Annotated in this window: 26 protein-coding genes and 1 tRNA gene; 12 read left to right on the forward strand and 15 right to left on the reverse strand. The window is 69.2% G+C overall.

The annotated features are described in order from the left end of the window. Nucleotides 1-53: 53 nt before the first annotated feature. Nucleotides 54-1,184, reverse strand: a complete 1,131-nt coding sequence (locus tag ACTOQ2_RS34600; RefSeq protein ID WP_440105033.1) for a sensor histidine kinase — start codon at nucleotides 1,182-1,184, stop codon at nucleotides 54-56. A gap of 431 nt (nucleotides 1,185-1,615) precedes the next feature. On the opposite strand from ACTOQ2_RS34600, the gene ACTOQ2_RS34605 reads away from it, so the two are divergent. After that, nucleotides 1,616-1,688: transfer RNA gene (locus ACTOQ2_RS34605), tRNA-Arg, on the forward strand. A gap of 172 nt (nucleotides 1,689-1,860) precedes the next feature. Here the strand turns inward: ACTOQ2_RS34605 and ACTOQ2_RS34610 are convergent. The 6 genes from ACTOQ2_RS34610 to ACTOQ2_RS34635 all read right to left on the reverse strand — a co-directional run bounded on the left by ACTOQ2_RS34610 (nucleotide 1,861) and on the right by ACTOQ2_RS34635 (nucleotide 4,723). Beyond that, the gene (locus tag ACTOQ2_RS34610) at nucleotides 1,861-2,070 is read right to left on the reverse strand and encodes a hypothetical protein (RefSeq protein WP_440105034.1); all 210 of its coding nucleotides are present in this window, start codon (nucleotides 2,068-2,070) and stop codon (nucleotides 1,861-1,863) included. A 164-nt stretch (nucleotides 2,071-2,234) separates the two neighbouring features. Then, the gene (locus ACTOQ2_RS34615; protein ID WP_440105035.1) at nucleotides 2,235-2,618 is read right to left on the reverse strand and encodes an NUDIX hydrolase; all 384 of its coding nucleotides are present in this window, start codon (nucleotides 2,616-2,618) and stop codon (nucleotides 2,235-2,237) included. Continuing rightward, nucleotides 2,615-2,746 (reverse strand): hypothetical protein, encoded by a 132-nt coding sequence (locus ACTOQ2_RS34620; RefSeq protein ID WP_440105036.1) that lies wholly within the window; start codon nucleotides 2,744-2,746, stop codon nucleotides 2,615-2,617. Before ACTOQ2_RS34620 ends, ACTOQ2_RS34615 begins: the two co-directional genes overlap by 4 nt. Before the next feature lie 223 nt (nucleotides 2,747-2,969). Next, complete coding sequence (locus ACTOQ2_RS34625) at nucleotides 2,970-3,299, reverse strand: hypothetical protein (protein ID WP_440105037.1); 330 nt, start codon at nucleotides 3,297-3,299, stop codon at nucleotides 2,970-2,972. A gap of 303 nt (nucleotides 3,300-3,602) precedes the next feature. Then, nucleotides 3,603-4,037 (reverse strand): hypothetical protein, encoded by a 435-nt coding sequence (locus tag ACTOQ2_RS34630; RefSeq protein WP_440105038.1) that lies wholly within the window; start codon nucleotides 4,035-4,037, stop codon nucleotides 3,603-3,605. Continuing rightward, nucleotides 4,034-4,723 (reverse strand): hypothetical protein, encoded by a 690-nt coding sequence (locus ACTOQ2_RS34635; RefSeq protein WP_440105039.1) that lies wholly within the window; start codon nucleotides 4,721-4,723, stop codon nucleotides 4,034-4,036. The genes ACTOQ2_RS34630 and ACTOQ2_RS34635 overlap by 4 nt, the downstream gene beginning before the upstream one ends. A 237-nt stretch (nucleotides 4,724-4,960) precedes the next feature. Here ACTOQ2_RS34635 and ACTOQ2_RS34640 point away from each other — a divergent pair, with 237 nt between their 5' ends. Then, a complete protein-coding gene (locus ACTOQ2_RS34640; RefSeq protein WP_440105040.1) occupies nucleotides 4,961-6,229 on the forward strand; it encodes a transcriptional regulator in 1,269 nt (422 codons plus the stop codon). On the opposite strand, the gene ACTOQ2_RS34645 is transcribed toward ACTOQ2_RS34640, so the two are convergent. Next, the gene (locus ACTOQ2_RS34645) at nucleotides 6,210-6,872 is read right to left on the reverse strand and encodes an HAD family hydrolase (RefSeq protein WP_440105041.1); all 663 of its coding nucleotides are present in this window, start codon (nucleotides 6,870-6,872) and stop codon (nucleotides 6,210-6,212) included. The genes ACTOQ2_RS34640 and ACTOQ2_RS34645 overlap by 20 nt on opposite strands. Nucleotides 6,873-6,963: 91 nt before the next feature. Between ACTOQ2_RS34645 and ACTOQ2_RS34650 the strand changes: the two genes are divergently transcribed. Further along, on the forward strand, nucleotides 6,964-7,494 hold the full coding sequence (locus ACTOQ2_RS34650) for a hypothetical protein (protein ID WP_440105042.1): 531 nt from the start codon (nucleotides 6,964-6,966) through the stop codon (nucleotides 7,492-7,494). 100 nt (nucleotides 7,495-7,594) lie between these two features. On the opposite strand, the gene ACTOQ2_RS34655 is transcribed toward ACTOQ2_RS34650, so the two are convergent. After that, entirely contained in the window at nucleotides 7,595-8,290 is a 696-nt protein-coding gene (locus tag ACTOQ2_RS34655) for a hypothetical protein (RefSeq protein WP_440105043.1), read from the reverse strand. 151 nt (nucleotides 8,291-8,441) lie between these two features. Between ACTOQ2_RS34655 and ACTOQ2_RS34660 the strand changes: the two genes are divergently transcribed. After that, nucleotides 8,442-9,095, forward strand: coding sequence for an HNH endonuclease family protein (locus ACTOQ2_RS34660; protein ID WP_440105044.1), 654 nt, complete (start codon nucleotides 8,442-8,444; stop codon nucleotides 9,093-9,095). 425 nt (nucleotides 9,096-9,520) lie between these two features. Here ACTOQ2_RS34660 and ACTOQ2_RS34665 read toward each other — a convergent pair whose 3' ends face one another. Then, nucleotides 9,521-10,477: a hypothetical protein gene (locus ACTOQ2_RS34665; protein ID WP_440105045.1), complete on the reverse strand. Its 957-nt coding sequence runs from the start codon at nucleotides 10,475-10,477 to the stop codon at nucleotides 9,521-9,523. A gap of 497 nt (nucleotides 10,478-10,974) precedes the next feature. Between ACTOQ2_RS34665 and ACTOQ2_RS34670 the strand changes: the two genes are divergently transcribed. Next, nucleotides 10,975-11,910: a PaaX family transcriptional regulator gene (locus tag ACTOQ2_RS34670; protein WP_440105046.1), complete on the forward strand. Its 936-nt coding sequence runs from the start codon at nucleotides 10,975-10,977 to the stop codon at nucleotides 11,908-11,910. Between the two features lie 319 nt (nucleotides 11,911-12,229). Continuing rightward, entirely contained in the window at nucleotides 12,230-13,438 is a 1,209-nt protein-coding gene (locus ACTOQ2_RS34675) for a cellulose binding domain-containing protein (RefSeq protein WP_440105047.1), read from the forward strand. Nucleotides 13,439-13,793: 355 nt separating this feature from the next. On the opposite strand, the gene ACTOQ2_RS34680 is transcribed toward ACTOQ2_RS34675, so the two are convergent. Then, nucleotides 13,794-14,045, reverse strand: a complete 252-nt coding sequence (locus ACTOQ2_RS34680; protein ID WP_440105048.1) for a hypothetical protein — start codon at nucleotides 14,043-14,045, stop codon at nucleotides 13,794-13,796. A gap of 205 nt (nucleotides 14,046-14,250) precedes the next feature. Here ACTOQ2_RS34680 and ACTOQ2_RS34685 point away from each other — a divergent pair, with 205 nt between their 5' ends. The 4 genes from ACTOQ2_RS34685 to ACTOQ2_RS34700 all read left to right on the forward strand — a co-directional run bounded on the left by ACTOQ2_RS34685 (nucleotide 14,251) and on the right by ACTOQ2_RS34700 (nucleotide 18,267). Then, nucleotides 14,251-15,096, forward strand: coding sequence for a peptidoglycan-binding domain-containing protein (locus tag ACTOQ2_RS34685; protein WP_440105049.1), 846 nt, complete (start codon nucleotides 14,251-14,253; stop codon nucleotides 15,094-15,096). Nucleotides 15,097-15,197: 101 nt separating this feature from the next. Beyond that, entirely contained in the window at nucleotides 15,198-16,088 is an 891-nt protein-coding gene (locus ACTOQ2_RS34690) for a peptidase inhibitor family I36 protein (protein WP_440105051.1), read from the forward strand. Nucleotides 16,089-16,123: 35 nt separating this feature from the next. Continuing rightward, nucleotides 16,124-17,065 (forward strand): SpoIID/LytB domain-containing protein, encoded by a 942-nt coding sequence (locus tag ACTOQ2_RS34695; protein WP_440105052.1) that lies wholly within the window; start codon nucleotides 16,124-16,126, stop codon nucleotides 17,063-17,065. Between the two features lie 215 nt (nucleotides 17,066-17,280). Continuing rightward, nucleotides 17,281-18,267: an NAD-dependent epimerase/dehydratase family protein gene (locus ACTOQ2_RS34700; protein WP_440105053.1), complete on the forward strand. Its 987-nt coding sequence runs from the start codon at nucleotides 17,281-17,283 to the stop codon at nucleotides 18,265-18,267. Between the two features lie 822 nt (nucleotides 18,268-19,089). Here the strand turns inward: ACTOQ2_RS34700 and ACTOQ2_RS34705 are convergent. Beyond that, nucleotides 19,090-19,695, reverse strand: a complete 606-nt coding sequence (locus tag ACTOQ2_RS34705; RefSeq protein ID WP_440105054.1) for a DsbA family oxidoreductase — start codon at nucleotides 19,693-19,695, stop codon at nucleotides 19,090-19,092. Nucleotides 19,696-19,885: 190 nt separating this feature from the next. Beyond that, entirely contained in the window at nucleotides 19,886-20,569 is a 684-nt protein-coding gene (locus ACTOQ2_RS34710) for a hemerythrin domain-containing protein (RefSeq protein WP_440105055.1), read from the reverse strand. Between the two features lie 71 nt (nucleotides 20,570-20,640). On the opposite strand from ACTOQ2_RS34710, the gene ACTOQ2_RS34715 reads away from it, so the two are divergent. Beyond that, nucleotides 20,641-21,270, forward strand: a complete 630-nt coding sequence (locus tag ACTOQ2_RS34715; protein WP_440105056.1) for a TetR/AcrR family transcriptional regulator — start codon at nucleotides 20,641-20,643, stop codon at nucleotides 21,268-21,270. A 91-nt stretch (nucleotides 21,271-21,361) separates the two neighbouring features. Here ACTOQ2_RS34715 and ACTOQ2_RS34720 read toward each other — a convergent pair whose 3' ends face one another. Next, complete coding sequence (locus tag ACTOQ2_RS34720; protein WP_440105057.1) at nucleotides 21,362-22,228, reverse strand: helix-turn-helix transcriptional regulator; 867 nt, start codon at nucleotides 22,226-22,228, stop codon at nucleotides 21,362-21,364. A gap of 246 nt (nucleotides 22,229-22,474) precedes the next feature. Between ACTOQ2_RS34720 and ACTOQ2_RS34725 the strand changes: the two genes are divergently transcribed. After that, on the forward strand, nucleotides 22,475-23,308 hold the full coding sequence (locus ACTOQ2_RS34725; RefSeq protein ID WP_440105059.1) for an oxidoreductase: 834 nt from the start codon (nucleotides 22,475-22,477) through the stop codon (nucleotides 23,306-23,308). Between the two features lie 112 nt (nucleotides 23,309-23,420). On the opposite strand, the gene ACTOQ2_RS34730 is transcribed toward ACTOQ2_RS34725, so the two are convergent. Further along, nucleotides 23,421-26,195 carry an ATP-binding protein gene (locus ACTOQ2_RS34730; RefSeq protein WP_440105060.1) on the reverse strand — a complete coding sequence of 925 codons (2,775 nt, stop codon included), beginning with the start codon at nucleotides 26,193-26,195 and terminating at the stop codon, nucleotides 23,421-23,423. Between the last annotated feature and the right edge of the window lie 9 nt (nucleotides 26,196-26,204).

Genomic DNA, 26,204 nt, shown 5'->3' on the forward strand with positions numbered 1-26,204 from the left:
ATATCCCGGGCGGCCGGGTCGCCATGCGGTCTCCCGGGTGGGCGGTCGGGTGGTCATGTGATCTCCCGGGTGGGCAGTTCGGCGCGGACGCGCCAGCCGTCGTCGTACGGCCCGGCCTCGAAGACCCCGTCGACGAGGGCCGTACGCTCCCGCATGCCGATGATCCCCGCACCCGCGCCGGGAAGCCCCCGCCCCGCGCCGTCGATCGGATTGTCCACGGTCAGCGTGACCAGCCCCGGCCGGTATCCGATCACCACGTCGGCGGCCTTGCCGCCGTGCTTGAGCGCGTTGGTCAGCGACTCCTGGACGATCCGGTAACCGGCCAGGTCGACCGAGGCGGGCAGTTCCCTTGCCTCGCCGTTCACGCGCATCCGGACGTCGAGTCCCGCCTCCCGCGCCCGCTCGGCCAGCTCTCCGGCCTCGGCCAACCGCCGCCTGGTCGCCTCCGGCTCCTCGCCGTCCTGCCGGAGCAACCCGATCATGGCGCGCATCTCGCTCATGCCCTCGACGCTGTTCTCCCTGATGGACGCCAGCACTTCCCGTACGGCTCGCGCGTCCAGGTCCCTGCGGGAGAGGACGGCGGTGGACTGGATGGCGATCGCACTGAAGTGGTTGGCGATCATGTCGTGCAGTTCCCGCGCCATCCGGGTCCGCTCTGCCTGCACTGCCGCCGCCCGGTCCAGCTCCGCCAGCCGTGCCACCTGCTCGGCCCTCGCGCGCTCGGACAGCGCCTGGTCCTGCAGTTGCCTCGTGAGCATGGCGGTGAAGACGGGGGTCACCCCGACCAGGCCGCCCTGGACGAGGAAGATGGCGGCGGCCGACCAGTGCCTGAAGAGGGCCCCCGCGATCACGCCCGCCACGACGGCGATCACCGAGGTGATGCCGAGCATCCACCGGCCCAGCGCCCGAGGACCGTACCTGACCCCCGCGTAGAGGTTGTCCGTGATGATCAGCACCGTGCCCAGGGACGGGCCCATGGCGAAGTCGCCGAGGAAGGCCACGACCCCCAGTCCCAGCGAGAGCAGCGGCCTGCTCCGCCGTACCGCGACCCCCGCGCACGCGATCGCCAGCGGCCCGGCGAGCAGCGGAGCGGAGGCCCATCGATGCTGGTAGGCGCCCGCGGCGAGCAGGAGGAGACCGCTGACGAAGCACGCCACGGCCCACAGCGCGTCGTCTCGTCTCATGCCTCCCATCTCATCACCCCGACGCGGCCCGCGGCTCCGGCGCGGGACGGGTCACCCGTACACACAAGGATGTATCCGGCTCCTCGGCACCTCATCAGCGCCGACGATGCCCCGGGCGCGGTAGGGGTACCGCGGAATCTCCCGAGAAGAGCCGTTGACGCCGGGAGCGAGGTCGGCCTCCTCCGCGTCACCCCGGAAGGCGGCTTCCGCCGTCACGAGCTCCGACTCGCCGAGATGGAGATCCGCTTCCCCGGCGTCCTCACCTCGATCCTCCACGCCGCCCAGCCCGCCCGCCGAGGTACGGCCTCTTCGGCCCCTGCCCGGATCCCCGTCCCCACCGAGGAACCCGGCGTCGACGCGCGGATCAGAGGGCGATCGTTTAACCGGTTCGAGGCATCGCCCAAAACCCGCTATGCTTGCTTACGCAGCGAGCGGCCGTAGCTCAATGGATAGAGCATCTGACTACGGATCAGAAGGTTGGGGTTTCGAGTACCTCCGGCCGCACACATGCAAGAAGGCCCCTGAACAGGCATTACGCCGTCAGGGGCCTTCTTGGTTTCTTGATCGTCCTGGCTTCTTGCTAACAGGGCGCTTCCCTATGTCTGTGACTGGCTGGCCGACCTTCAACGCACTCGCTGACCAGCCAGCTCACCCACACACTCTTTGAAAACAGGTCCTAGCGACCGTACGGTGGCGGGTAGTAACCGGGCGCATGCTGGACGGGGATGGTGCGGGTGACCCGCCACCCGATGAAGGTGACCGGAATGGCGACGATGAGCCACAAGCCGAGGGTGAGGGCGGTCACCCACCAGTGGATGAAGAACCACAGGCAGGCGTGGACGATGAACGTGATCGGGTTGAAGCCGCGTTCGCGCACGGTCGTCATCTGGACAGGCCCGTATCCGTGGGGCTGTGGTTGCTGTCCGTAGGGGCCTTGTGGCGGATAGGTCATGGCTTCTCCCGTTACGCGATGGTGCGTGTGTGACGCCCGAGTTCGCTCTTCGGGTTACTGTTGGCCGGATGTGGTCACCTGATCGGCGTGAGCCGTGTCTATTCGAGAGGCGGTTGAGTGGAGTTCGCGGCGATTCCCTGGGGCAGGGGCTCCCTGGTCGTCATCGCCCTCGGCGTCATTGTGACCGTCGCCGCTGCGATCCGGTAATGACGCTCGTCGCTGTCGGCGAGAACCCACGCGACGGCCGGGAGGCGTTCGGTGCGCAAGCCCAGCAGGCCGGTTTCTTCGGCGGCTTCGCGGTGCGCGGCGGCCGGGCTCTCACCACGCCGGACCCGCCCGCCAGGCAGCTGCCAGCGGGTATGGTCGCGAGCGGTACGCGATAGAAGCCACCGCCCCGCTTCGTCGAGCACAAGGAGGTGGGTGGTGACAGCGCAGTCGTATGGCCCCTGCTCGGGGACGGATTGTGTGTTCGCGGAGATCATTTCCGGGTGGCGATGATCAGGTTGCGGGCGCCCTGGTGAAGCAGGTCGGCGGCGACGCGGGCACCGAGGGTGGCGGGGGCGGAGCGCTCTTCCCCAGGCGTGGGAGCGGACGAACGCGCTGCCATCATGGTTGAACACCATGCCGAACAGCCCCATCTTCCCGTCGTCGGATGGTGCTCCGCTGGAAAGAGCTGACGGGGCACCATCATTTCGACCGAGGTCACGCCCTTCCAAGCAGGAGGTCGTACGGTCGCGTCTGCCTCCGCGGGCGGCCCCTGATGGTGTACCTCCACTGGAGGGGAGTCGTGAGCGCGACGGCACGGGAGGCCACTCGCCGTGCCGCCGCGCTGTTCATGGAGCCGTCCTCGGCTCAGTGTGGTGCTCGCCGAGTTGTTCGGCGATCCGGGTCGCGACCTGCGGCACGTCATCGGCCGCAGCGGACTCGGCGGGTTCTTCCATGAAGGTGGCGCCCCACGTGAAGAACTCGCCGTTGTGGTCGGTCCACACGATCAGCTTCGAGCTGACCACGAGGCGGGGCGGGCCTTCGTCGTAGGAGATCTCCGGGTAGATCCGGTGTTCGTGCAGCTCGGTTCGCAGACGCCTCAGGGCGGTGATCGCGCCGGGACGCCGGATGGACGCGTCCACCCGGTCGCCTGCGGGGGTGTCGTGGAACGGGATCACGACCGGCCTCTTTCCTGCGGGAAGTGGTGAAATGGGACTCGTTCGTCGGGTCCTATGGGCAGGACGCGGGGGTGGGGAACGAGCCTCAGGGCCAGGAGCGGCGGTGGTGAGATCCGCTGCGGCTCGACTTCGGCCTGCTGCATGAGGTCCCACAGTTCGGCGGCGCTTTGGGCGTGGATAATGTGGCACTCACGTGGGTCGGCACACTGCCATGCCTCGAACCGGCGGTGTCGCAGGCTCCACATGACCAGCCAGGTCGGCGCGTACTGTTGCACCTGCTTGGCGGCGCATGCCGCGTCGGCGTCAGCGCGGGACAACATGCTGCGCCGGGATCACGTCGGCCAGCAGCGGAAGTTCGCTTTCCAGGATGCTGGCGGCGGGGCGGGCGCGCAGGATCACGTAATGCTCGGCGAGCTGGGCCGCAGCCATGGGCAGTGTCAACGCGGAGCTGAGCACGGGCGAGCCGGAGTCGCTGAGTTCGAGGCTGGTCCACCAGAAGTTCTTGCCGTCGGTGTAGGCCAGCAGACCGAGGAAGACGGACACGACGGCGTTGCCGGAGGCGAGGGGGTGGACGTCGGCCGAGATGCCGTAGACGTTGCCCAGGACGGTGGCGAGGTCCTCGGCGAGCTGGACGGCGGTCGGCTGCTCGGCTGCGGTTGACGGCGCGGCGGCGTTCGCCTGGGAAGCTGGACCACCGCCGCGCCTGCTCATGAGGTTGCCCTGCGGGGTCGCGTTCATGCTGCGACCTCCCAGCGGTGGGGCTGGTGCCGTCGGGGCGGAGGGGCGTCCGGGGGCCGGCCCCGGCCGGGGGCGACGGCGGATCCCGGCCGGAGGGTCTGGGGGGTGAGCGGCCAGGTGGCCGATTTCAAGCCGATGCTCGGAGATGAGGCACTGTGGTCGTGCGCGCGGGCCGCGATGCGGGCCCTGCGGTGGGCGAGGGTATCGCGGGCGAGCGCCAGGCGTGTCGCGCGGTCGGCTCGCGTCTCGACCGGGCGGAGTGCGGGGCGTCGGCTGTCGTCGCGTCGGGCCGGTGCGGTGGCGGCGGGCCGTAGGGCCGAGCGGGGGAAGGGGGAGGGCATCCGCTTGGGCAGTGGCGTGGGTGCGGTGGGAGCGGCCGGTGCGGGCGGCTCGGAGCGGCGCTGCGCGGGGATCAGGGGGATGACCTCGGCGGGCGCCACGATGATGGGCTGCTCGGCCAGAGGGAAGGGCTGCGGGCCGGTGCGGCGGCGCGCCTCCAGACGCTGGGCCATCAGCGTGCCGGTCGGCTGCGCGTACTCGTGGTCGGCGGCCTGGCCGGGGCAGTGGTGGGCGTAGGGGGCGTGTCCGCAGACGGCGCATCCCATCGGCAGCGGTGACGCGTCGGCGAAGCAGGCACAGCCACCCACCGCGACCCGGTCGAGAACCGGAGCAATAGGGTTGTTCATCGGGTCAGGAGAACCTTCCTGATCAAGAGCCCGTTCGGTCGTGTGCAGCGCCGGACGGGCTCGTTTTGTAGGCGATGGAACTCGCTGTCTGTAATGCTGGAGTTACCGTGTGGCCTTTGGAAGGCCGTTGAGGGGACTTCTGTAGGACCTGCATAGGTCATATACAAATCTTTCTGTCCACTCAGAGGACCTTTAGGTACTCTGAAGTCCTTCAATGGATTAACCATGGAGGCCGCCGTGTCCAGAGAGTCAGGCAACGTCAAGCTCAAGGCGGCTCGCCAGCACGCTGGGTACGCCTCGCAGCAGGCCCTGGTCGACGCGCTCGCTCGCGCCGGCACCGAGCTTGGCGTGGCCGATGCGGAGGTGAGTCTCCGGCAGGTTCGTCGCTGGGAGAGCAGCACTCCGCCGTGGCCGCACGCGGTGCATCAGCGCCTGCTGGAGCACACGCTCGGTATGTCGGTCGACCAGCTCGGGTTTACTCCGCCCTGGGGTGATCACTCCAGCCAGGCCGCGCCGGTCCGGTCTGGGGCGGCCACTCACCCTGTCGTGCTGCCGCTGCCGCCCTCAACCCCGACGGCCGCGACGCAGCCCGCCGCGGTGGCGGTGGACTACGCGGCGGTGACCAGGGCGTACCGGCGGCTGTACTGGCGTGTCCAGCCGCCCCTGATCCGCTCCGCCGCAGCGGAGCACGCGAGGTTCGGAACTCAGCTCCTGAGCGAGATGGGCGGCAGGCCTCGCCGAGATCTCGCGGCGGCTCTGGCTGAGTCGCTGCTGCTCGTGGGACGCATCGAGTTCTTCGACCTGCGGCAACCGGCCGAGGCCGACGCCAGGTTCGTCGAGGCTCTGCAGGCGGCCGGTGTCGCTGACGAACAGCTGCTCGGTGCCGCCATTCTGGGGCACTCGGCGTTCGTGCCCGGGTGGGCGGGAGATCGGGACGGCGCGGCCGAGAGGCTGCGTGCTGCCCGCGCTTACGCGCGCCGCGCCGATGCGGTGCCTGCCTTGTTCACGGCGTGGTTGTACGCGGTGGAAGCCGAGTGCGAGACGCGATGCGGCAAGCACCGGGAGGCGCTGCGCGCCGTCAGCCACGCGGAGGACGCCTTGGTCGGCGTCGACGAGACCCCGCTGCCGGAGTGGTTCGACTGGTTCTCGCCGATCCGGCTGGCCGCTTTCAAGGGCAACACCCAGCTCAAGGCTGGTCATCTTCCTCAGGCCAAACAGACGCTGCTGCAGGTTCTGGAGAATCTGCCCGAGGAGCACAGGAAACAGCGCACCGTCGTGCTCGGGGACCTGGCCGCGGTCGCCGCGGCCGAGGGGGATCCGGAGGCCGCCTGTGCCCGCGCGGGTAAGGCGCTCGATCAGCTGTCGATCACGTGGTACGCGACGGGCATGGAGCGGATCCGCGAGGTGCGGCGGGCCTTGGAGCCGTGGGGTGACCGCGAGTGCGTCACGCAACTGGACGATCGGTTGTACGAATGGCGTACGACCCTCATCGCGCTGCAGCGTTGAGCGCGCGCACCTTGTCCGGTAGTTCGGCCAGGGAGTCGATCCGCAGCGAGGGCACGCGGTCGGCGTCCGGGTCGGCCTGCTGGATCACCCCCCATGGACCGCGCCGGATCAGCGCGGCACGCATCCCGGCTGCAATCGCCGGGCGGACGTCGTTGTCCAGGCGGTCGCCGACGTACAGGATCTCGTGTGTCTCAAAGGGGACGACTTCGGCGACCCGCTTGAAGAACTCCGGATCCGGCTTGGAGGCCCCCCAGTCGTCGGAGGTGCCGATGAGGTCGACATCGGCGGTGAACAGCTCGCGCAGGATCCGGCCCGCGCGGACAGTCTGATTGCCTGCGATTCCGAGCCAGAGCCCATCGTCGCGCAGGGTGGCGAGGGCTGGCCGGACGTCGGTGTACAGGTCCCCCTCGTCGAAGGTCTCTGGTTGTCCGGCGGCGGCGCGCTTCTCGCGTTCCTCGTAGAGGTCGAAGCCCGGCCGGAACACCTGGAACGTCTCGCGGTAGTCGAGGCCGCGAGCGATGGTCGCGCCGAAGACGGCGCTGAAGGTGTGGCGGGGGACGTTGAGCCAGTCGGCCCAGGTGCCGTACTCGCGACTCTCGTCCACCAGGCACTCGCCGACGTCGAAGACCACAGCGCGGATCATGATACGAGCCTATTGGGGCTCCAAGTGTGTCGGCCAGTTCACCTTTGGTCACGACGGATCGACTGGCCGGTTCCGTAAGGAGCCTGGACAATTGCCTAACGTGATGGGGATTTCCGGCTTCGAGCCGACCTTTCTCGTCGGACTTGAAGCCGTCCGTGAGCGACACGGGCCAGGTCTGGCCGCGCTTGGCGGCCGACGTCTGACGGAATTCGCGCTCGTACGTTTTGTCGAGGACGGGGACTGGTACGCCGATTGCCCGATCGTCCTGGACTTCGACGGTGTCCAGGTTGAGATCTGCCACTCGAAGTTCGATGAGCTGTCGATCGGTTGGAACACCATCGACACGACGGTCGCTATCAGTGGCTGGGAGTGGGCCGAGTTCACCCCGGCGTGGTCCAGCGCCGACGAGCGGCTTGAGCCGTTCGTCGGCCTGGAACTGCGTGAAGTCGCTCTGCTTGAGTGGCGGCCATCCTGTCATGACCTGGCGGACGGCACCCTCGCTGTGGAGTTCGTCTTCGATGCCGGCCGTTTCCACATCTCTAACGCTCTTGATGAGAACAGCATCGATGTCGGCGATGCCCATCCAGAATTCGTGCGGCACCGACTAGGCTGTGACGCGTAGCCTGACCAGGGGAGATCGCTGCCGGCGCCGCCCGCTCGCCCCCCTCCATCAGATGTAATGGTGACGCCGGGTATCGGAATCCCCTGAATACCTCTATTGATCAAGACTTGCGATCTTGCCCCGGGAGGTAGGGGCTGAAATGGTCGGCGACGATCCCCGCGATCGTGGCGGCGTCGCGGGAACCGTCGACTTCGATCACACGGATGCCGAGTTGGTGGGCGGTGCGGACGGCGTCCTCCGCGACGAGGCGATCCCGGTTGAGGCGGTTGGCCTGTGCGCAGGCCGGATCGCTGACGCGGTGCCCGAGCGAGGCGGCACGCGGTAGTTCCTGGAGCTGGTGTTGGCGGAACTCCGGCGTGGGCACCATGACGACCATCCGGCGCGGCGAGTCGATGATGGGTGCGACGAGTTCGGGGCGAAGTCCCCAGCCTTCGGCGATGATCGGGTGGCCTGAGACGAGCGCGCGCAGGTCGTCCAGAGCCCACTCGAACCGGTCCGGAAAACCGGCCAGGGTCGTGGTGGCCATCTCCTCCGGGGTGGTGTGGACCCACATCTTGTCCGGGTCGGGCTTGATGGCTGGCTCGCCGAGGTCGACGCGACGGGCGATCCGGCGATCGTTGTGGCCGCGGGCGTCGTGGTAGTCGTAGTGATAGACGGTGATGCGATGTTGGAAGGCCAAAAGCCGGGCCACGGTCGACTTTCCGGCCCATTGGCCACCGCCGATCCACAATGCGCGGCGCAATGTGCCGAAGGGATCCCAGACCTCGCTGTCCGCAAGGGGGTCATGGCTGGTCATCCGGTGTCCTCCTATGGTGAGGTGCGGCGGCTGATTTCGGCGGCGTAGTTGGGCCCGGTCGCCCGGGGACAGATGTTGTCAGCGCCCCGACCAGGCCTGGCCGCTCCTGCCGATTGCTGGGTCAGGGATATCGTCGGGTATAGGTAAAGTCATGATCTTCCTGAGACGTGCAGCCCACACCGCCGTACTCACCTTCGTGCTCGTCCCGATCACCGCCGTCCTCACCACCCCGCAGGCGGCGGCCGAACCGCGCAAGCGATCACAGGCGGAGTCCGCGGCCCTCGCCCGGCGCATGCTGGCTCAGCTCAAGGTCGCCAGGCCCCTGTCCATCCGGGGCTACGGCCGCGAGCGGTTCCAGTCCCGATCGGCGCACCGCAAGAGCAGGTGCAACACGCGGGAGATGGTCCTGGCCCGAGACGGGCGGAACGTACGCCGCAACGCGGCCTGCCAACCGGTCAAGGGGCGCTGGTACAGCCCGTACGACGGCAAGTGGCTGAAGAGCGAGAAGTACGTGGACGTCGACCACTTGGTGCCGCTCGCCTACGCCTGGCGCTCGGGCGCCAAACGATGGAGCCAGGCCAAGCGGCGCGCCTTCGCCAACGACCTGGTCCGCCCCGAACTGCTCACCGTCAGCCACTCCGCCAACATCGCCAAAGGCGGCAAAGGCCCGCAGAGCTGGCGCCCGCAACGTCGCGCCCACTGGTGCCGGTACGCGACCTCGTGGATCACGGTGAAGGGTCATTACCGGCTCTTCGTGACCCGCAACGAGAAGGTGGCCTTGCTCAACATGCTCCGCACCTGCTGAAACCTCGGTTCGGCTGTGGTCCGGTCAACGACGATTGTCGCGGTTGGACGAGGCCAGGCCCACCTGACGTCGATCGTCGCCGCCACATGCAGGTCACCGATGGTGACGGGCAGACAGGGATCAAGATCTGCGCGCGCTGTGAGAGCGCATCAGCATGTGTAGCCGATCAACGGTGTCTGTGTCCGTTGCCTCCGCCTACGACGAAAGATCAGCATACGAGCCGCCGCCGTCGATCGGTCACGCTGAACGATGCACGGCGGCTTGTACAGCGACACCGCCTTACACGATCACATCCCATCAGCCCGCCTCTGCTGTCCGACCAGGCCGCGAACTCGCCGACCTGGGTGGCGTCGTTCACTCGTGACCAAGTGCTTTGGCGTAGATGTTGCTCTGTGCCGGGTGAAACCTGTGTCGTTGCGCTCCTCCTACCGTGTCGGGGCGAAGGACGAGAGGACCAGCCAGACGGCGGTGGCCGCGATCACGACCGCGACGGCGACGTTCTTCGCCCGTCCGGGAATCACGTCCTTCGATTGCCCGCGGATCATGTGCCGCGCCAGGCGAACGGTTCCGGCCCAGGAGATCCGCTGCCGGGGGCTCCAGACGGCTGACACGACGAGAACGGCCGCGAGAAGCAGGTGCCACCGCACCGAATCGACGAGGGGTATCTGGATGTCCTCGCCGTACCAGCGGACGTACTCCGCGACGTCGAGGAGCGGGAAGAGGAGAAGAACCGCCGCGACCATGGTGCCGGCCGGTCGTTCCCATCGGGCGGAGGCCGCCGCTCTCGCGGTTGCCGCCAACGCGACGAGAACGACCGGTAGGCCGATCATGTCGGCACAACCGGACCACCATGCGAGGTCGTTCCAGAACGACTCCGACGCCTCGGCGCCGGTGTAGACGACCGTGAGAAACCTGCCGAACGTGACCGGGAAGCGGTGAAATGCCGCAGCCCACACCGCGGCGCCGACGGCTCCCGCCCACAGGATGGTCCCGTGCCATCTTGCGGGCAGCGGTCCCCGATGCAGCGGTGAACGGGCCGCCAGGAGCAGCGCCCCCACGGCCACCGAATAGCAGACGATCAAGAGCCAGGGCGGTACGGCCGTACGCTCCTGTCCGGTGCACGGGTCAAGGCCCGGCAGAAGAAACGCGATGAAGAGTCCGAGCGCGAGCACAGCGCCGACCGTTGCGACCGCCGTGAGCATGGCCCGACGTGACCCGCGCAGGAGAAGACCGGCCACGACGACCGGCAGCAGGAGAACACCCCAGAACAGCAATTCTCCCGGCACGTTCACCAGCGCGTAAGGACCCTCCGGCGGGTAGAGGGCGGAACCCGTCGCGGAACAGAACCAGCCGACGCTCTGTCTGCCGGCTCCGAACGTCATCAGGATCACCGGCCCTGACACCGCCAGAACCGCACCGAAGCGCGGCACCGCCGCCATCGGTGATCGCGCTTCTGATCCGGGCTCCTGCGTCACGGCACCCTCTCCCGGAAACGATCAACTTGAGCGAGGGTAGCGGATGACCGTCGACTGAGCGGGAGATCGCTTTCTGCGGCGGTGCAGGCCGACCGCCGGCGTCGGCATGAGGACGGCGACCGGCCTGTGCGCGGTCCGAACGCCGGAGCGGGCGGCCCGGTCCTGAACGCGGCGCGGAACATTTGTCACAGAGGTGCCCGGACGAGTGAAGCGATCCAGGTTCGGTGGAGGCTCTGGTGTGCCCCTGGTCCTGCGGAGGCGGGCGGGACACCTGGTGAGGCGTGCGAAACCGAGCGGTGTGCCCGTGGTCCTGTGGAGGCGGGTCCTTGGATTCTTGTGCCACTCGTTGAGAGGAGAGTGGCTTGGGCGTTGTCGTGAGGCAAGCTGATGACGTGAGTGTCCACGTGTCTTCGGACGATGTCGGAGCCCCGCGGGCACAGGCCGGCCCCAACCCGCAGCACCTGCTGACGACCTTGCTCGGTGAGTACCTCGACTCCTCGGACGCCGACCTTCCGTCGGTGGCGGTGGTCGCGATGCTCAGGGAGTTCGGCATCAGCGAGTCCAGCGCGCGGGCCGCGTTGTCCCGGCTGACCAAGCGTGGACTGATCGCCGTGCGGGGATCCGGGCGGCCGCCCGTGTACCACCTCACGCCTCAGGCGATCGCCAGGCATCGCTCCCGGATGGATCACTTTCTGAGCTTCGGCGCACGCCCGCCGCGGTGGACCGGCGACTGGGTGACGGTCTCCTTCTCGATCCCCCAGTCCGGCCAGGCCCCACGGCACGCGGTCCGCAAGGCTCTGGGGTCGCTGGGTTTCGCGCGGCTGTACGACAGCGTGTGGATCCGGCCCGGATCCGGCTCCGGTCCGGTGACTCAGGCGCTGCACGACATCCTGAACGACGTCGACGGTAGTCGATGGTCGGTGATGCACGCCCGTTTCGACGAGGAGACCGGCCCGCACGGTCCGGCCGCCGCCTACGATCTGGCCGGTCTGGCCTCGGCCTACGAGGCCTTCATCGCGCGGTATTCGGACCTGCGGGTGGCCGTCCGCAACGGGGAGGTCGACGCGACCCGGGCGCTGGTGGCCCGGACCTCCGTCATGGATTCCTGGCGGAAGTTCCCCGACATCGACCCGAACCTCCCCGAGCACCTCCTGCCGGCACCGTGGCCCCGCCAGGCTGCCAGGGACCTCATGCTGGAGATCCATTCCGCTCTCGGCTCGCTCGCCGAGGCGCGGCTCATCCGGGTCGCGACACCGTACTGGCCGGACGCCGCGTCCTGGATCACCCACTTTCAGGTATCGGAGAACTCCGTATCGGCCCCGGCCGGCGGGGACGGCTGAAAGAAACTTTCATTCACTTGAACGACTGCCCGGCCGCCAGGGCGCGTACCGCTCAACCGACTGAGTGCGCTTGCTTGACACTTTTTATTACCGCAGTGATAGTAACTGCACGTTGATCTCGTCGGCTCGTTCCGCCTGACACGAGCGCGACTTGTCGTCGATGGCCCGCCACATCGATCTTCAGATTCGGTCGGCGCCGGCCGGCCTGGCCGCGGTGGGAGTGGTCGTGCCGCTGTCGGGCTCCGTCGGGCTCTGCCGGCGTGCGCCGCGCATGCCACATCGGACGTAGAGCGCTGTCTTGACACCCTTGGAGGGCGAAATGAGAAAACGCTCGATCATCAGCGCGGTACTGGCGGCCGTGGTCGCCACGGTCGGTGCCGGAACAGTGGCGCTCACCATGACGCCGAGCGCCGCGGCGGCCCTCAACTCGGGTCCCTATCCGGCTGGCTACGAGACCTCGACCGGCCTGCCCAATCACACCATCTACCGGCCAGAAAGCCTCCCGTCCGAGAAACTTCCCGTTTTCGTGTGGGGCAACGGAGGCTGCTCCGCCAACGGGACGTCGCAGCTGAACTTCCTCCGCGAGATCGCCTCGCACGGATTCCTGGCCATCGCCAGCGGCAGCCCGAACGGCTCCGGCTCGACGACGTCCCAGATGCTCACCCAGTCCATCGACTGGGCGGTCGCGGAGAACAGCCGCCAGGGCGGCAAGTACTACGGCAGGCTCGACACCAGCAAGATCGCCGCAGGGGGCTTCTCCTGCGGGGGGCTGGAGGCCTACGCCGTCTCCAACGACCCACGTATCACCACGACCACCATTTTCAGCAGCGGGTTGTTGAACGACGCCGACGACTACCAGCTCAGGCGGCTGACGAAGCCGATCGCCTACTTCATCGGTGGGCCCAGTGACATCGCCTACCCGAACGCCGTCGACGACTGGGGCAAGTTGCCTGCGGGGCTGCCCGCGTTCATGGGCAATCTGAACGTCGGGCACGGCGGCACCTACGGCCAGCCCAACGGCGGCGAGTTCGGCCGCGTGGCGGTGCTGTACCTCAAGTGGCGGCTGAAGGGCGACACGATGGCCGGCGCCAACTTCGTCGGCCCCAACTGCGGCCTGTGCAACACCCAGTGGCAGATCCAGCAGAAGAACCTCACGCTCGACGGCGGTACCCCCTCCCCGTCCCCCACCGTCAGCCCGTCCCCGTCCCCCTCCCCGACGCCCAGCGGCGGGCCCCAGGGCTGCTCGGCGACCTACTCGGTGCAGGACCAATGGGCCGGCGGGTTCGTCGCCGCCGTCAACGTCACCGCAGGCGGCGCCGCGATCAACGGCTGGAGGGTCGCCCTCGCCCTGCCCGGTGGGGCCACGATCACCTCCCTGTGGAACGGCGTCAACTCCGGCACCAGCGGCACCGTGGCCGTCACCAACCAGAGCTACAACGGGCGGCTGGCGGCCGGACAGAGCACCAACTTCGGGTTCCAGGGCAACGGAACCGGCGCCGGAGCCACCGTCACCTGCACCGCCGGCTGATCCCGGCCCGCCCTGTGCAGGACCCGCCGGGGGCCAAGCCGACCTACTGCGGAAGCAGCCGTGTCCGAGCACCTGCGGGAAGTTCGTCAGGTGCATCCTTATAAAAGTCATTGATGATGGTGCAGCACAGAACGGCACGGCCCGGCTCAAGGCCGGAGCAGGCGAAGGGAACGCGGACATCCAGCACCTGGCGGCCAGGTGCTGGATGTCCGTACGTTCAACGACCTTCGTTGGATTCCGGAATCCGTATGTCCCGATCAGGCTCGAGCTGTGGATCGCAATCGTGCGCGTCGGCTGGGGTGGAGGCGGGAGCGGCCGTCCCGCCCATCGAGCCCTTGATCGTGAGTCGACGTACTCACACGCTGAGCGCTTGCCACGCTGAGTGTTCGCCATGCGCTGAGCGCTTGCCACGCTGAGCGCTTGCCACGCTGAGCGCTTGCCACGCTGAGCGCTGACGCGCCTCGTCGCGAGCCGCTTCGGCCTCGTCTTCCGTGGCGAAGCCGCTCACCCACCCGGGCTTGCCCTCAGCGGTCTCCGGGTCCTCGACGCGGATCACGTACGACCATGTCCTGCCACGTTTCATCACACCGTCGCGAAGCTCGGACATGTTCTTGCACCCGCCGGAACCTGCGCGGTCGCGGGCTGTGCGTCTCATTCGCCGTCGAATCACCTGTCAGACGGCGCGTACGCCTGTACGGAGAGTCTGTCGAACAGGCTGACAACACCGATCTTCTTGTGGACACGCGAGCAAACCGAAACCTTGGATTCGGCCGCACAGGGATCGCCCCCAGCGCCCGAAACCAGGAGTAACGATGAAGCTGCCTCCACGCGCCGCTGCCCTCGTGGCGGCCGCCCTGCTCGCTTCGCTGACCGGAGTGTCCGGGATGTCGGCGGCGCAGGCGGCCGACGCCGGGGCCCTTCCGAGCGTGAACATGGAAGCCGCCGTCAAGGCGGCCCAGATCGACCCGCGGCGGCCTGACGACACGCTGACCCCGGGCGCCAAGGCCGGTGTGCTCCTCGTCGAGCGGGCGCTGCGCGACCGGCGCCTGCTCGACGCGAAGTGGGTGGACGGCTACTTCGGCACCACCACGGTCACCGCCTTCGCGAAGTACCAGAAGTCGCTCGGCTTCACCGGTCTCGCCGCCAACGGCCTGCCGGGCAAGGCGTCGCTCACCAGGCTCGGGGCCGGCCGCTTCAGGGTCGCCCACGTCATCGACCCGGGCACCCGGGTGTCCACCGACGGTTTCGTCGTCAACACCCGCACGCGAAGCATGCTGGCCGAGGCGAAGCGGCTGCTCGGCCGCGACTTCAAGCTGGATCAGGGGTCGTACAACCCCGGCGGCGACCCCACGTCCGCGGGCACCCACGACGGCGGCGGCGTCGTCGACATCTCGGTCAAGGGGATGAGTTCCGCCACCCGCACCGCGGTCGTCCGCGCGTTGCGACGTGTCGGCTTCGCGGCATGGGTGCGCAGCCCCGACCAAGCCGACTGGCCGTGGCACATCCACGCCGTCGCCATCAGCGACACCGGACTCTCCAGCCAGGCCCAGCGCCAGGTCGGTGACTACTACCTCGGCCTGAACGGGCTCGCCGGCCGTGGCCCGGACGACGGTCCGAAGGTGACCATCCGCACCTGGGAGGAGTACCGGCGTCGCTGACTCATCCGAACCCCAGGCTCCGCAGTCAGAAGCAGTCAGAAGCAGTCAGAAGCAGTCAAAAGCAGACAGAACCAGACATGAGCAGGCAGAAGGAGAACAGCATGAGAACTTTCACCAGGATCCTCGCCGCGGCGACCGCCATGATGACGCTCGGTGGGACGGCACTCGCCACCGCGGCGCCCGCCTCGGCGGCCGGCCGTAACGGCGTGTGTGAGAGCGGTGAGTTCTGCTACTACTTCAACAGCAACAACCAGGGGTCGGTCTCCGACTTCACCGGCTCGGTGGGCGACTACGCCACGACGCAGCCTTCCTGCTACGACTTCAAGGGAGCCGGCGCCGGCAAGGGCAAGTGCATCAAGAACGCCGCCGCCTCGGTCTGGAACCGCAGTGGCAAGACCGTCCGCGTGTACTTCAACAGCGGCCACACCGGCACCTACCAGGACTTCAAGGCAGGCGCCAGGGGCAACCTGAGCCCCACCCTCAAGAACCAGAACGCCTCGCACCAGTTCAGCCCGTCATCGTCATCGCGCAGCAACATGTCGTTCTCGCTGTACACGGCCAGCGGCAGGATCAGCTGCGGCTTCGACGGTTACACCTCCACCTCCGGCCGGCACGAGGGCATCGACATCGTCCGCGGGGTGGGCGCGGATGTCCACGCCCTGGTGGGCGGTCAGGTCATCAACGTCGTCCGCGGATACAACGGCAGGGCGGGACTCTCCACGATCGCCATCTACAACGCCTCGCTGAACAAGACGGTGATCTACCTGCACTCCGCTCCGCGGTCCTCCCTGCGCGTGGGCCAGCAGGTCAGCCGCAACCAGGTCATCGCCGACGAGGCGTGGCGCGGGGTGTCGAGCAGTTCGTCCGCGCACACCCACGTGGAGATGCGCCCCGGACGGCACACGCGCGCGGCCAAGAGCGTCGGCGACCCGCACCTGGAGAACCCGAACCCGACCTCGTTCTGGAACTCCCAGGGCTACAGCATCCGATAACGCGCCGAGACCTCTGAGAAGCGAGGAAGACAACTGTGCCTTCACGAACTGTTCGGCTGATCTCGCGGCTCACCGCGGCGATGGCGCTCGGCGGGGCGGTGCTCGCCTCCGCGGCGCCCGCCTCGGCGGCGGGCCGTAACGGCGTGTGTGAGAGCGGTGAGTTCTGCTACTACTTCAACAGCAACAACCAGGGGTCGGTCTCCGACTTCACCGGCTCGGTGGGCGACTACGCCACGACGCAGCCTTCCTGCTACGACTTCAAGGGAGCCGGCGCCGGCAAGGGCAAGTGCATCAAGAACGCCGCCGCCTCGGTCTGGAACCGCAGTGGCAAGACCGTCCGCGTGTACTTCAACAGCGGCTACACCGGCACCTACCAGGACTTCAAGGCAGGCGCCAGGGGTAACCTGAGCCCCACCCTCAAGAACCAGAACGCCTCGCACCAGTTCATGGGCGGCTTCACATCGCCGACCGGGTGCAAGACCGACGGCACGCACAGCAGGCTGCCCACGACGATCCTCGTCTACCGGAAATCCCTCAATCGCGTGGACCGGGTGGAGTTCAAGACCTACATCAAGAACGTCCTGCCCAACGAGTGGCCGTCGTACTGGCCCAAGGAGTCCCTCAGGGCCGGGGCGATCGCCGTCAAGAACTTCGGCTGGTACTGGGCGCTGAGATCGGCGAGCAAGACGCCGAGCGGCCAGTGCTACGACGTCTCCGACAACACGAACAGCCAGGTGTACAGGCCCGGCTCCGCGACGGCGGCGACGAACGCCGCGGTGGACGCGACGTGGGGCACCCGGATGACGCGCAACGGGAGTATCTTCCGGGCCCAGTACTGCTCCACGACCACGGCGTGCGGCCACTGGGTCACCGGCGACTGGATGTCGCAGACCGGCTCCCGCGACAAGGCCAGGGCGGGCTGGAGCTCCTCCAGGATCCTCAAGCACTACTACCGGGGGATCACTCTGACCCCCTGACCTCCGCAGACCGTCCGCCCCTGGTTCCCCGCCGTGCGACGCACGGCGGGGAACAGGCGTCAGCGGCGGGTCATACCCGTCGCGGCGTCACCATGGACATCATCGCCATCAGTCAACGATGCATGTCGCCGACATCGGGTCCGCTGTCAGCGCATCGGGTCCGCTGTGAGTGAACCCGCCCGGGTGTTCGGCGATCACGGTGCTTGGGTGTCGGGATGGAGATCTTGATTCTGGGTGGAACAGCGTGGGTGGGCCGGGAAGTGTCGCGGCAGGCGATTGAGCTCGGTCATCGGGTGACGTGTCTCGCTCGCGGCGAAAGCGGAGCAGTCGCGGAGGGAGCGAGGCTGGTGGCCGCCGACCGGCGCGATCCTTCGGGGTACGAACCGTTGCTCGACCGCGAATGGGATGCGGTCGTCGAGGTGTCGTGGCAGCCGGGCTTCGTTCGTGAGGCGCTCGACGTACTGGGCGGCAGGGCCAGGCACTGGGTCTATGTCTCATCCGTCAGTGCCTACGCCTCCCATGCCGTGCCGGGTGCGGACGAGTCCGCGGCCCTGCTCGCTCCGACCGGCCGAAGCGAGGTCGACCGCGCGCTGTACGGCGAGGCGAAGGTCGCCTGCGAGCAGGCGTCGGCGTCCGTGGTTGGCGACCGCCTTCTCATCGCACGCGCCGGTCTGATCGGTGGCCCGGGTGATCACAGCGGACGCTCCGGCTACTGGGTGGCCCGTGCCGCACGTGATCCGCAGGGGCCGATGCTGGTTCCCGACGCACCGGCGAGACCGACGCAGGCGGTCGACGTGCGAGACCTCGCCGCCTGGCTGCTCGCCGCCGCGGAGGCGGGAAGCACGGGCACGTACGACGCCGTCGGTCCGCTCGTTCCCTTCGGGGAGTGGATCGAGCTGTCCCGCGCTGTCGGCGGGCACACCGGTCCGGTGGTCACCGCCGACTCGACATGGCTACTCGCGAACGGCGTGGCCGAGTACATGGGGGCCGAGTCGCTGCCGATGTGGCTGGTCGAGCCGGGCTGGGAAGGATTCTCGGCCCGGAACGGGTCCGCGGCGCGCGCCGCGGGGCTCCGTCATCGGCCCCGGGCGGAACTGCTGGCCGACACGCTGCTCTGGGAACGCGAGCAGGGTCTGGACCGGGCAAGACGCGCCGGCCTCAGCGTCCGGCGCGAGCGCGAGTTGCTCGAGGCCCTCGGCTGACGGTTCGACCCTCCCCGAGCGGGTTCTCCGATGTGAACGATCGACATGGCCGTCGCGTGAGTCCGCGTCTCCCTGAACGCGCGCGGCGACGGCGGCACCGGCGCCCGGACGGTGGAGGGCGAGGCGTTCACGTCGCAGTCCGGTGTGCAGCGGGCCGACCATTTCGACATCGACACCTTCACCGTCGCGACGTGAGGTGACGTCGGTCCATCCCCGGGCCGGCGACCGCCCGGGGATGGACCTGCGCTCGGTCGCACACCGCGCGTGCGGCCCGGGGCCGGTCTCGCGTACGCCGTGCTCGGGCCGCGCCCGGAATCGGGCTGGAGCGCTTCCCTCAGAGACCCCGCCTCCCCACATTCCTGGCCCCAGACCCGACGACGACATTACGTTTATCCGCGTCATGGGATCTGTCGCATTGGTCGGCGGCGTCGTTCTGTCCTTCGGCATCCTGCTCTTCGACGGCGGGTCCCCGTTGTGGCCATGGCTCACAGCGCTGATCGGGCTTGGACTACGCCCGGAGGCGGCGATTCGTGAGCGGAGGCGACGCCCCTGAGCCCTCGCCGTCGTTCTTCTCCCCTTTCTGATCACGCTTGTCCACCGCGTTCGCAAAAGCTCGTGGTCCTCGGTGTTTCGAGTGGCTGCGATGACTTCCCCGGTCATCGGCTTTTAGATGGTTTCTCGCGCTCTCCACAGGTATGAATTCAACCTCGACCTCGCCGCCCTGGATGTTCTGATCAATGCCGGAGCGGTACTTCTCATCGGAGTCGGCGTCCGCGTATCGGCCGGGCGACGTCGTGGCGAAGTGCCTCCGGCGGGGCCGCGCTACAGCAGTCGCAGCAGGTCGGCGATGGGCTGAATTCCGGAGACCGGCGGCCGGCCGTCGATCACCAGGCTGGGAACGCCGGTGACACCGTGTTCGGCCGCGCGACGCCGGTCGGCGCGTACCTGGTCGGCGTAGTCGTCACCGGCCAGGACCGCGCGCGTCTCATCGCCGTCCAGCCCGGCCTCGCCGCCCAGGCGCCGCAGGACCTGCGGGTCGGCCACGTTGAGCCCCTCGGTGTGGTACGCGTGCAGCAGGAGCTCCATCATCCGGTCGGCGCGGTCGCGGTCGGCGGCCAGCTTGCTCAGCCGGTGTGCGTCGAAGGTGCTCACCGGGCGGGCCAGACGCAGGTTCAGCTCCAGGCCTTCCGCGGCGCCCAGCGACTGGATCTGGGCGATGCGGGCGGGCGCCTGCTCGCCGAACCAGCCGGTCATGGCCTCGGCGGCGGTCGGGCCGGGGGTCCGGCCCGCCTCCGGAGCGAGCTCGTAGCCGCGCCAGACGATTTCGAGGCTGTCGCGGTCATCGTGCTGCGCCAAAGCGGCCGCCAGGCGTCTTTTACCGATGTAGCACCACGGGCACAGCACATCGGCGTATATCTCAATTTTCATGAACGTCCCAAAACATGTCGTGGCCGGTCGGCAGATGTTCCTCTCATCCGTGTCGTATCAACATCATTGGCGACCAGTAGAGCGGCGGAGGGCCTTCGGGGATGTAGGTCGAATGACTGGCCCGGCGACTTGAGCCACCCTGACGGGGGCCGAACCGTGGAAACCTCGCCGGTCGGTGACCGATCCGTGCCTAGCCCAGCGCTCCGGCGCGCACCGCGCGCACGTGGGCCCCATACCGCCGGGCACCCATCACGCGCCACAGGAACCTGGCTGGAGCAGGCATCTCGCCGAGGAACCAGGCCCGCTCGCGCGGTGTCGCGTCCTCCAGGACCATGCCGGCCATGGTCAGCTTGCCGGTGAGGCTCTTCGGGCCGTGCTTCATCGCGTACTCCTGCGGCGCCAGCCACTCCGGCACGGTGAGGTGCTCGTGGATGAGCGGGAGCACCGCGCTCTCCTCCAGTTCGAGGTGCTCGGTGAGGGCCGGGCCGAGGTCGCGCAGGGCACCGGCGACGCGGTCGCGGGCCGTGGGGCTCGCCTCCGCGGTCCAGCTCGGCAGCTCGGCCTCGACGACGCCGACGGCTCGGGCGATCACGTCATGCTGCCGCCGCATGACCTCGATCAGGTCTTTCTCGAGCGGGACGCGTTCGATGAGGATCGGCCAGAGCAGCTCGTCCTCGGCCTCGTGGTGTTCGTGCAGTATGACGAGCGCCAGGTCGAGATGGGCGCCGAGCAGGCGCGCGCGGGCGACGTCGCCGGCGGGCACGGCGGCGATCAGCTCGGGGAGCTGCGCGAACTCGCGGCGCATCGCGCGGTGGATGACCTTCATCTGCTGGGTCTCGGGCTTGTCCACAGGGGAGTTCGGGTCGATCAACATATTTTCATAGTAATCCATATACTATGAATGTATGTTCATTACTATCAATGTTCTACTGTCATAGTGATTTCATGGCAAAGCGTGCGTACACCTCGACGGTCCGGGCCGTCGCGGCTCGGGAGACCCGCGCCGCGATCTTGCGAGCCGCGCAGCAGCTCTTCGCCGAGCAGGGGTACGCGAGAGCCACGGTGGCCGGGATCGCCGAACGAGCGGGAGTCGCCCTGAACACCGTGTACACGAGTGTGGGCGGCAAGGCGGCGCTGATGGAGGCACTGGTCGCGGAGAGCGCCGGCGACGAGCAGATCCAGGCCACCCTGAACGCCGCACTCGGCTCGGCCGACGGCCGTGACATCCTGCGCCGGACGGCCGAGGGCACGGGCGACATGACGCGGCGCCACGAGAGCGTCCTGAACCTGCTGTTCGACAACGCCACCGCCGATCCCGCGGTGGCGGCCGTGGCCGAGCGCGCCGTCCAGCGCTACCGGAGCCGGCTGGCCCGCATCGCCAAACACCTGGTGACGCTCGGAGCCGTTCGCACCGACCAGGTCAGGACCGAGCAGATTCTCTGGTTCTACTTCGGCCGGGGCGGGTGGAAAACGGTCCGCGAGCTCGGCTGGGACTGGGCCGACGGCGCCGCCTGGCTGGCGGAGCAGGCCGCTGCCGCCCTGCTGGTCCCGACGGCCGGCAGGGGGTCGACGTGACGGGGCCCGCCCGCGAACACCCGGCATCGCCCTGGGCGACGGTACGGCGACCTGGCCGCACGGCCCGCTTCAGGCCCGGCCGCGCCTCGTCTCATGCGGTCCTTCGCGCGGGTTCCGAGCGCGCCTCGGCGGTCCAGCTGGCCAGGAGCCGGAGCTTCTCCTCGGATGGTGATCCCGTGTCGGCGGTGTAGATGACGATGGTCTGTCCGTGGCTGTCCGGCAGGTGCAGCGTCTGATAATTGAGCCGCATGTCGCCGACGGCCTCGTGGAAGAACCGTTTGACGCCGTGCTGGTGTTCGGAGAGCCGGTAGTCGGCCCACATGCTCGCGAACTCCTCGGATCGGGTGCTGAGCTCACCGACGATTCTCGACAGGGTCTCGTTGTCGGTGCCGGGCACCGCGCCGGCCCGCAGGACGGCGACGATGTCGGCGGCGATCTCCGCCCAGTCGCGGTAGACGACGCGGGCGCGCGGGTTCAGGAACATCCATCGGGCGGTGTTGCGTTCCGCGACCGGCATCGCGGCGAAGTCGTCCAGCAGTGCCTTGCCGGCGTGGTTGATGCCGAGCACCTCGAGGTGCGGGCCGTGGACGACGGCCGGCACGTCGATGGCGTGGATCATGGACAGCAGGGCGGGCCGCGCCTTGACCACGGCGGGCCCGCGGCGAGCGGCGTGCTCGATGCCCGGGTGCAGCAGTGATCGAAGATACCTGCCCTCGACCTCGTCGAGCCGCAGCGCCCGCCCGACCGCGTCGATCACCTGCTCGGAGACGTTGCCGACACGGCCCTGCTCGAGTTTGACGTAGTAGTCGACGCTGACCCCGGCGAGGATCGCGACCTCCTCACGGCGCAGCCCTTTGACCCGGCGGGCCGTGGTGGGGCTGGGCAGTCCCATGTCCTCGGGGGAGAGCGCCGCGCGTCGCGAGGTGAGGAAATCGCGCAGTTCGTTACCGGTCGCCATGCGAACCAGTATGGCTGGCCAGGCCGCCGGGGAGCGGGCTCTGGGTGGTACTGCCGGAGCCAGGCAGCCCGGCCTCCGCGCGCAGGCGCAGCGCGGAGATCAGGAAGAACGTGCCCCCGACGACGGCGTAGCCGGCTCCGTGGCTCTGTCAGAGCCAGGATGACGGGTACCAGCCAGCCTCTTCGTTTCGCCTCCCGGCGGGGCCCTAATGGGATGCGTCAGCAACATCCGGCAAGGGAGAACATCGTGTCTGTTTGGTTCGTCACCGGTGCGTCGCGTGGGTTGGGCCTGGAGATCGTGAAGGCCGCGCTGGAGCGCGGCGACTCGGTCGTGGCGACCGCGCGGGATCCGCGGGCGGTCGAGAAAGCACTGCCCGGCCGTCCGGACAACCTGCTGGTGGTGCCGCTGGACGTCACCGACCAGGGACAGGCGGACGCGGCCGTCAAAGCGGCGGTGTCCCGGTTCGGCGGCATCGACGTCCTGGTGAACAACGCCGGGCGCGGGCTGGTCGGCGCGGTCGAGGAGACCAGTGACGCCGAGGCGCGCGGCGTCTTCGACATCAACGTCTTCGGCCTGTTGACGGTCATCCGGGCGGTCGTGCCGGTGATGCGCGCGGCCGGTCACGGCAGGATCCTCAACGTGAGCTCGACCGGCGGCGTGGTCGCGTGGGCCGGCTGGGGTGTCTACAGCGCGACGAAGTTCGCGGTCGAGGGCCTCACGGAGGCGCTGGGCCTGGAGCTCGCCCCGCTCGGCATCCAGGTGACCTCGGTGCAACCCGGCCCGTTGCGCACCGATTTCCTCGGCTCGACGTCGTTGCGGCACGTGGAGCGGATCATCGATGACTATGCCGTCACCGGCGGGGCGTCGCGCGTCTGGGCGGGAGAGAACCACGGGCTGCAGGAGGGCGACCCGGTGAAAGCCGCGGCCGCGATCCTGGCCGTCGCGGATCTCGACGAGATGCCGGCCCGGATCCCGCTGGGCACCTCGACGCTGGCCGACATCCGCGCCAAGCTCGCGGCCGTCGGCGCGGAGCTCGAGACCTGGCGGGAACTGGCCCGCTCGACCGACCACGTCGCCTGAGCCGTACGAAAGGGACCTCCCACCGGCCCGGCGGGAGGTCCCTCGTGGCGCCCGTCTTCGGGGCGCCTCGGATGCTCCTTGTGGAGGCCCACCTCCGGGGCGCCTCGGATGCTCAGGAACCGGAGGACAGCCGGTCCGCCGCCGCCGGTTCGGTCAGTGCCAGCAGCGCGTCGCGAAGGCCGGCGCGGCCGCGCAGGCCCAGCTTCGGGAACAGCTGGTACAGGTGCGAACCCACCGTCCGATGCGACAGGTGTAACCGCTTACCGATCTCCTTGTTCGTCAACCCCGCCGCCGCCAGCTCCGCGATCTCCCGCTCCCGCGCCGTCAACGCCGGAGGCAGGCCGTTCGCGCGCGGACGCGACAGCCCCGTCGCGCGCAACTCGTTCTCCGTCCGCTTCGACCACGGCACCGCCCCCAACCGGCGGAGGACGTCCGCCGCACCGAGCAACTCCGCCCGCGCCTCCCCCACCGCGCCCATCCGGCGGAGCCGCTCACCGAAGGCCAGCCGTACCCGCGCCTGGTCGAAGGGCCACCGCGCGGCGTCCGGCGACGACAGCGCCCGGCCGAACGCCGCGCGTACCTCGTCGTCCTCGGCCACCAGCGCCGTCGCGCCGGCCGCAATCAGGCCCAGCCGCGAGGACAACCGCGTCGCTCCGGCCCCGCGCAGTACGGCGGCGTGCGCGACCGCCTCGGCCTGCCGGCCGGTGCGTACGGCCGCCTCGACCAGGTCCAGGGCGACCCAGAGCGCCTGCGGGAGATGGCCGGGCAGCGAGCCGGGCGGTGCGATCGACGTCGCCTCCCGGTAGGCCGCCTCGAAGTCGGCCTGCCCGATGTGGTGCAGCGCCAGCCCGTGCCGGGCGAACATCTCGACACCGCCGGCCTGCCGGGCCATCGCCCATCGGACGAGCTCGTCGTTGATGGATCCGTCCTCGCCGCGGGCGGCGGCGATCAGTCCCCGCTGGCTGCGGAAGATCCAGCGGGGGAAGGGGAATCCGCGTTCCGCGCACAGCCGGTCGCCCTCGTCGGCGATCTCGGCGACCGCGTCCCACCGTCCCGCGTGGAACAGCTCCCGGCCCAGCATCGCGAGGGCGGTGATCTGGCGGCGGGTCGGCGCCGCGCCGGCCCGGCCCTGCCTGACCACTCGCCACAGGTCGTTCCGCACCGTGCCGAGCCGGTCGAGGTACTGCACCGCGGAGCCGATGCGGACGACGCGGTTCGGGTCCGCCTCCCGGTGCAGGCGGGCCAGCTGGGCCGACAGATCGGCGATGACCGCCGGATCCGGGTCGGCCGTGTCGGCGAAAATCCTGGTGAGCAGTTCGAGGTCGGGATCGACGGGCGGCTTCAGCCGGTCGAACAGCGCGAGATAGCGCTCCAGCGCCTCGGCCGTGCCGGCGTACCGCGTCAGCAGCAGCAGGGTGTGCATCGACCGGGTCAGCGCGTCGTCGCGTCCGTCGTAGCCGTGGTCCCCGGTCTCGATCGCCGACGCCAGCAGGCCGTGCGCCGTCGGCACGTCGCCGTCACCGTTGATCAGCAGGGCGGCCGAGGCGGTGACGGCGAGCAACGGCGCGCCACCGGTACGTTCTGCCTCCTCGAGGAACAGGTCGGCGCCGGCCTCGCCGACCGATTCGGCCCCGAGGTAGGCCGCGAGGGCCAGCCGCCGCGCCCGGCCGGACGGCTCCGGGCTCAGAGCGGCCGCCCGGTTCAGCCGTACGATCGCGCCGGCCGCGTCGCCCCGCGAGTTGGCCAGCCGCGCCGACCGCTCCAGCAGCGCCGCCACCTCCTCGTCCGGACCGGCCGCGGCCTCACCCAGATGCCACGCCCGCTGCTCCGGATGCCCGCTCAGCGCCTCGGCCAGGGCGCGGTGCGCACGCTGCCGCTCCGCGGTCGTCGACACGCCCACGACGGCCGATCGGATGAGCGGATGGCGGAAGGTGAAGTGTCGCGAGTCCGGCGCGAGCTGGACCAGGCGCTCCCGCTCCGCCGGCGCCAGCAGGTCGAGGCAGCTCTCCCCGGCGGCACGCATCGCGTCCCGCCCGCCGTTGCGGTCCAGAGCACCGAGCAGCAGCATTTCCCTGCCGGCCGGTGGAACGCGCGACACGCGCTCGGCGAACAGGCTCTCCAGCCGCTCGGTCAACGGCAGCACCGCGGGCAACTGCGCCGCCGCCCGCCGCTGATCACCCGTCAGCGCCTCGGGCAGCTCCAGCAACGCCAGCGGGTTTCCCGCCGCCTCCGCCACCACCCGCCGCCGGACCGACGGCGCCAACCCCGGGAAACGACGACCGACGATCTCCCACGCCGAGCCGTCGTCCACCGGACCCAGCTCGTGCCGCGGCAGGCCCGCGGCTTCGAAGAACCCCGCCGTCCCCGAACGCGCCGCGCCCAGGAAGCCGACCTGGCTGCCGGCCAGACGTCGGCTCACGAAACCCAGCACCGCCGCGCTGGCCCGATCCACCCACGGCAGGTCGTCGACCACCAGTAACAGCGGCCGATGCGCCGCCATCGCCCGTACCAGCAACAACGTCGCGTTGCACACCAGCATCCGGCTCGGCGCCGGACCCGTGCTGAAGCTGAGCGCCGTTCGCAGCGCGTCCCGGTGCTCCGGATCGAGAACGCCGAAGCTCTCGTGGATGCCGAACAGCAGCTGGTGCAGGCCGGAATGGCTGACATCGGACTCGAACCGCACACCCGACGCCCACAGGACCCGAGCGCCCTCGCCCTCGGCGTCGGCCGCGATCCGGCCCAGCACCGCGGTCTTGCCCGCACCGGGATCACCGAGCAACAACGCCGCCCCGCCACCGATCACGTCGTCACCGAGGAGGGCGCGCACTCTCGCGAGAGCCTCTTCGCGGCCGACGAGGCTCTCGGACGCGGTCGCGGCCGGGTTCACGTGCGTCTT

This window comes from Streptosporangium sp. H16, assembly GCF_051918855.1.
Taxonomy (GTDB): Bacteria; Actinomycetota; Actinomycetes; order Streptosporangiales; family Streptosporangiaceae; genus Streptosporangium.

Coding starts and splice junctions, on each gene's coding strand:
- ACTOQ2_RS34600 (WP_440105033.1), bottom strand. CDS start 1,184: ATGAGACGAGACGACGCGCTGTGGGCCGTGGCGTGCTTCGTCAGCGGT.
- ACTOQ2_RS34610 (WP_440105034.1), bottom strand. CDS start 2,070: ATGACGACCGTGCGCGAACGCGGCTTCAACCCGATCACGTTCATCGTC.
- ACTOQ2_RS34615 (WP_440105035.1), bottom strand. CDS start 2,618: ATGATCTCCGCGAACACACAATCCGTCCCCGAGCAGGGGCCATACGAC.
- ACTOQ2_RS34620 (WP_440105036.1), bottom strand. CDS start 2,746: ATGATGGCAGCGCGTTCGTCCGCTCCCACGCCTGGGGAAGAGCGCTCC.
- ACTOQ2_RS34630 (WP_440105038.1), bottom strand. CDS start 4,037: ATGAACGCGACCCCGCAGGGCAACCTCATGAGCAGGCGCGGCGGTGGT.
- ACTOQ2_RS34635 (WP_440105039.1), bottom strand. CDS start 4,723: ATGAACAACCCTATTGCTCCGGTTCTCGACCGGGTCGCGGTGGGTGGC.
- ACTOQ2_RS34645 (WP_440105041.1), bottom strand. CDS start 6,872: ATGATCCGCGCTGTGGTCTTCGACGTCGGCGAGTGCCTGGTGGACGAG.
- ACTOQ2_RS34655 (WP_440105043.1), bottom strand. CDS start 8,290: ATGACCAGCCATGACCCCCTTGCGGACAGCGAGGTCTGGGATCCCTTC.
- ACTOQ2_RS34660 (WP_440105044.1), top strand. CDS start 8,442: ATGATCTTCCTGAGACGTGCAGCCCACACCGCCGTACTCACCTTCGTG.
- ACTOQ2_RS34665 (WP_440105045.1), bottom strand. CDS start 10,477: ATGACGTTCGGAGCCGGCAGACAGAGCGTCGGCTGGTTCTGTTCCGCG.
- ACTOQ2_RS34675 (WP_440105047.1), top strand. CDS start 12,230: ATGAGAAAACGCTCGATCATCAGCGCGGTACTGGCGGCCGTGGTCGCC.
- ACTOQ2_RS34680 (WP_440105048.1), bottom strand. CDS start 14,045: ATGTCCGAGCTTCGCGACGGTGTGATGAAACGTGGCAGGACATGGTCG.
- ACTOQ2_RS34685 (WP_440105049.1), top strand. CDS start 14,251: ATGAAGCTGCCTCCACGCGCCGCTGCCCTCGTGGCGGCCGCCCTGCTC.
- ACTOQ2_RS34690 (WP_440105051.1), top strand. CDS start 15,198: ATGAGAACTTTCACCAGGATCCTCGCCGCGGCGACCGCCATGATGACG.
- ACTOQ2_RS34700 (WP_440105053.1), top strand. CDS start 17,281: ATGGAGATCTTGATTCTGGGTGGAACAGCGTGGGTGGGCCGGGAAGTG.
- ACTOQ2_RS34705 (WP_440105054.1), bottom strand. CDS start 19,695: ATGAAAATTGAGATATACGCCGATGTGCTGTGCCCGTGGTGCTACATC.
- ACTOQ2_RS34710 (WP_440105055.1), bottom strand. CDS start 20,569: ATGTTGATCGACCCGAACTCCCCTGTGGACAAGCCCGAGACCCAGCAG.
- ACTOQ2_RS34715 (WP_440105056.1), top strand. CDS start 20,641: ATGGCAAAGCGTGCGTACACCTCGACGGTCCGGGCCGTCGCGGCTCGG.
- ACTOQ2_RS34720 (WP_440105057.1), bottom strand. CDS start 22,228: ATGGCGACCGGTAACGAACTGCGCGATTTCCTCACCTCGCGACGCGCG.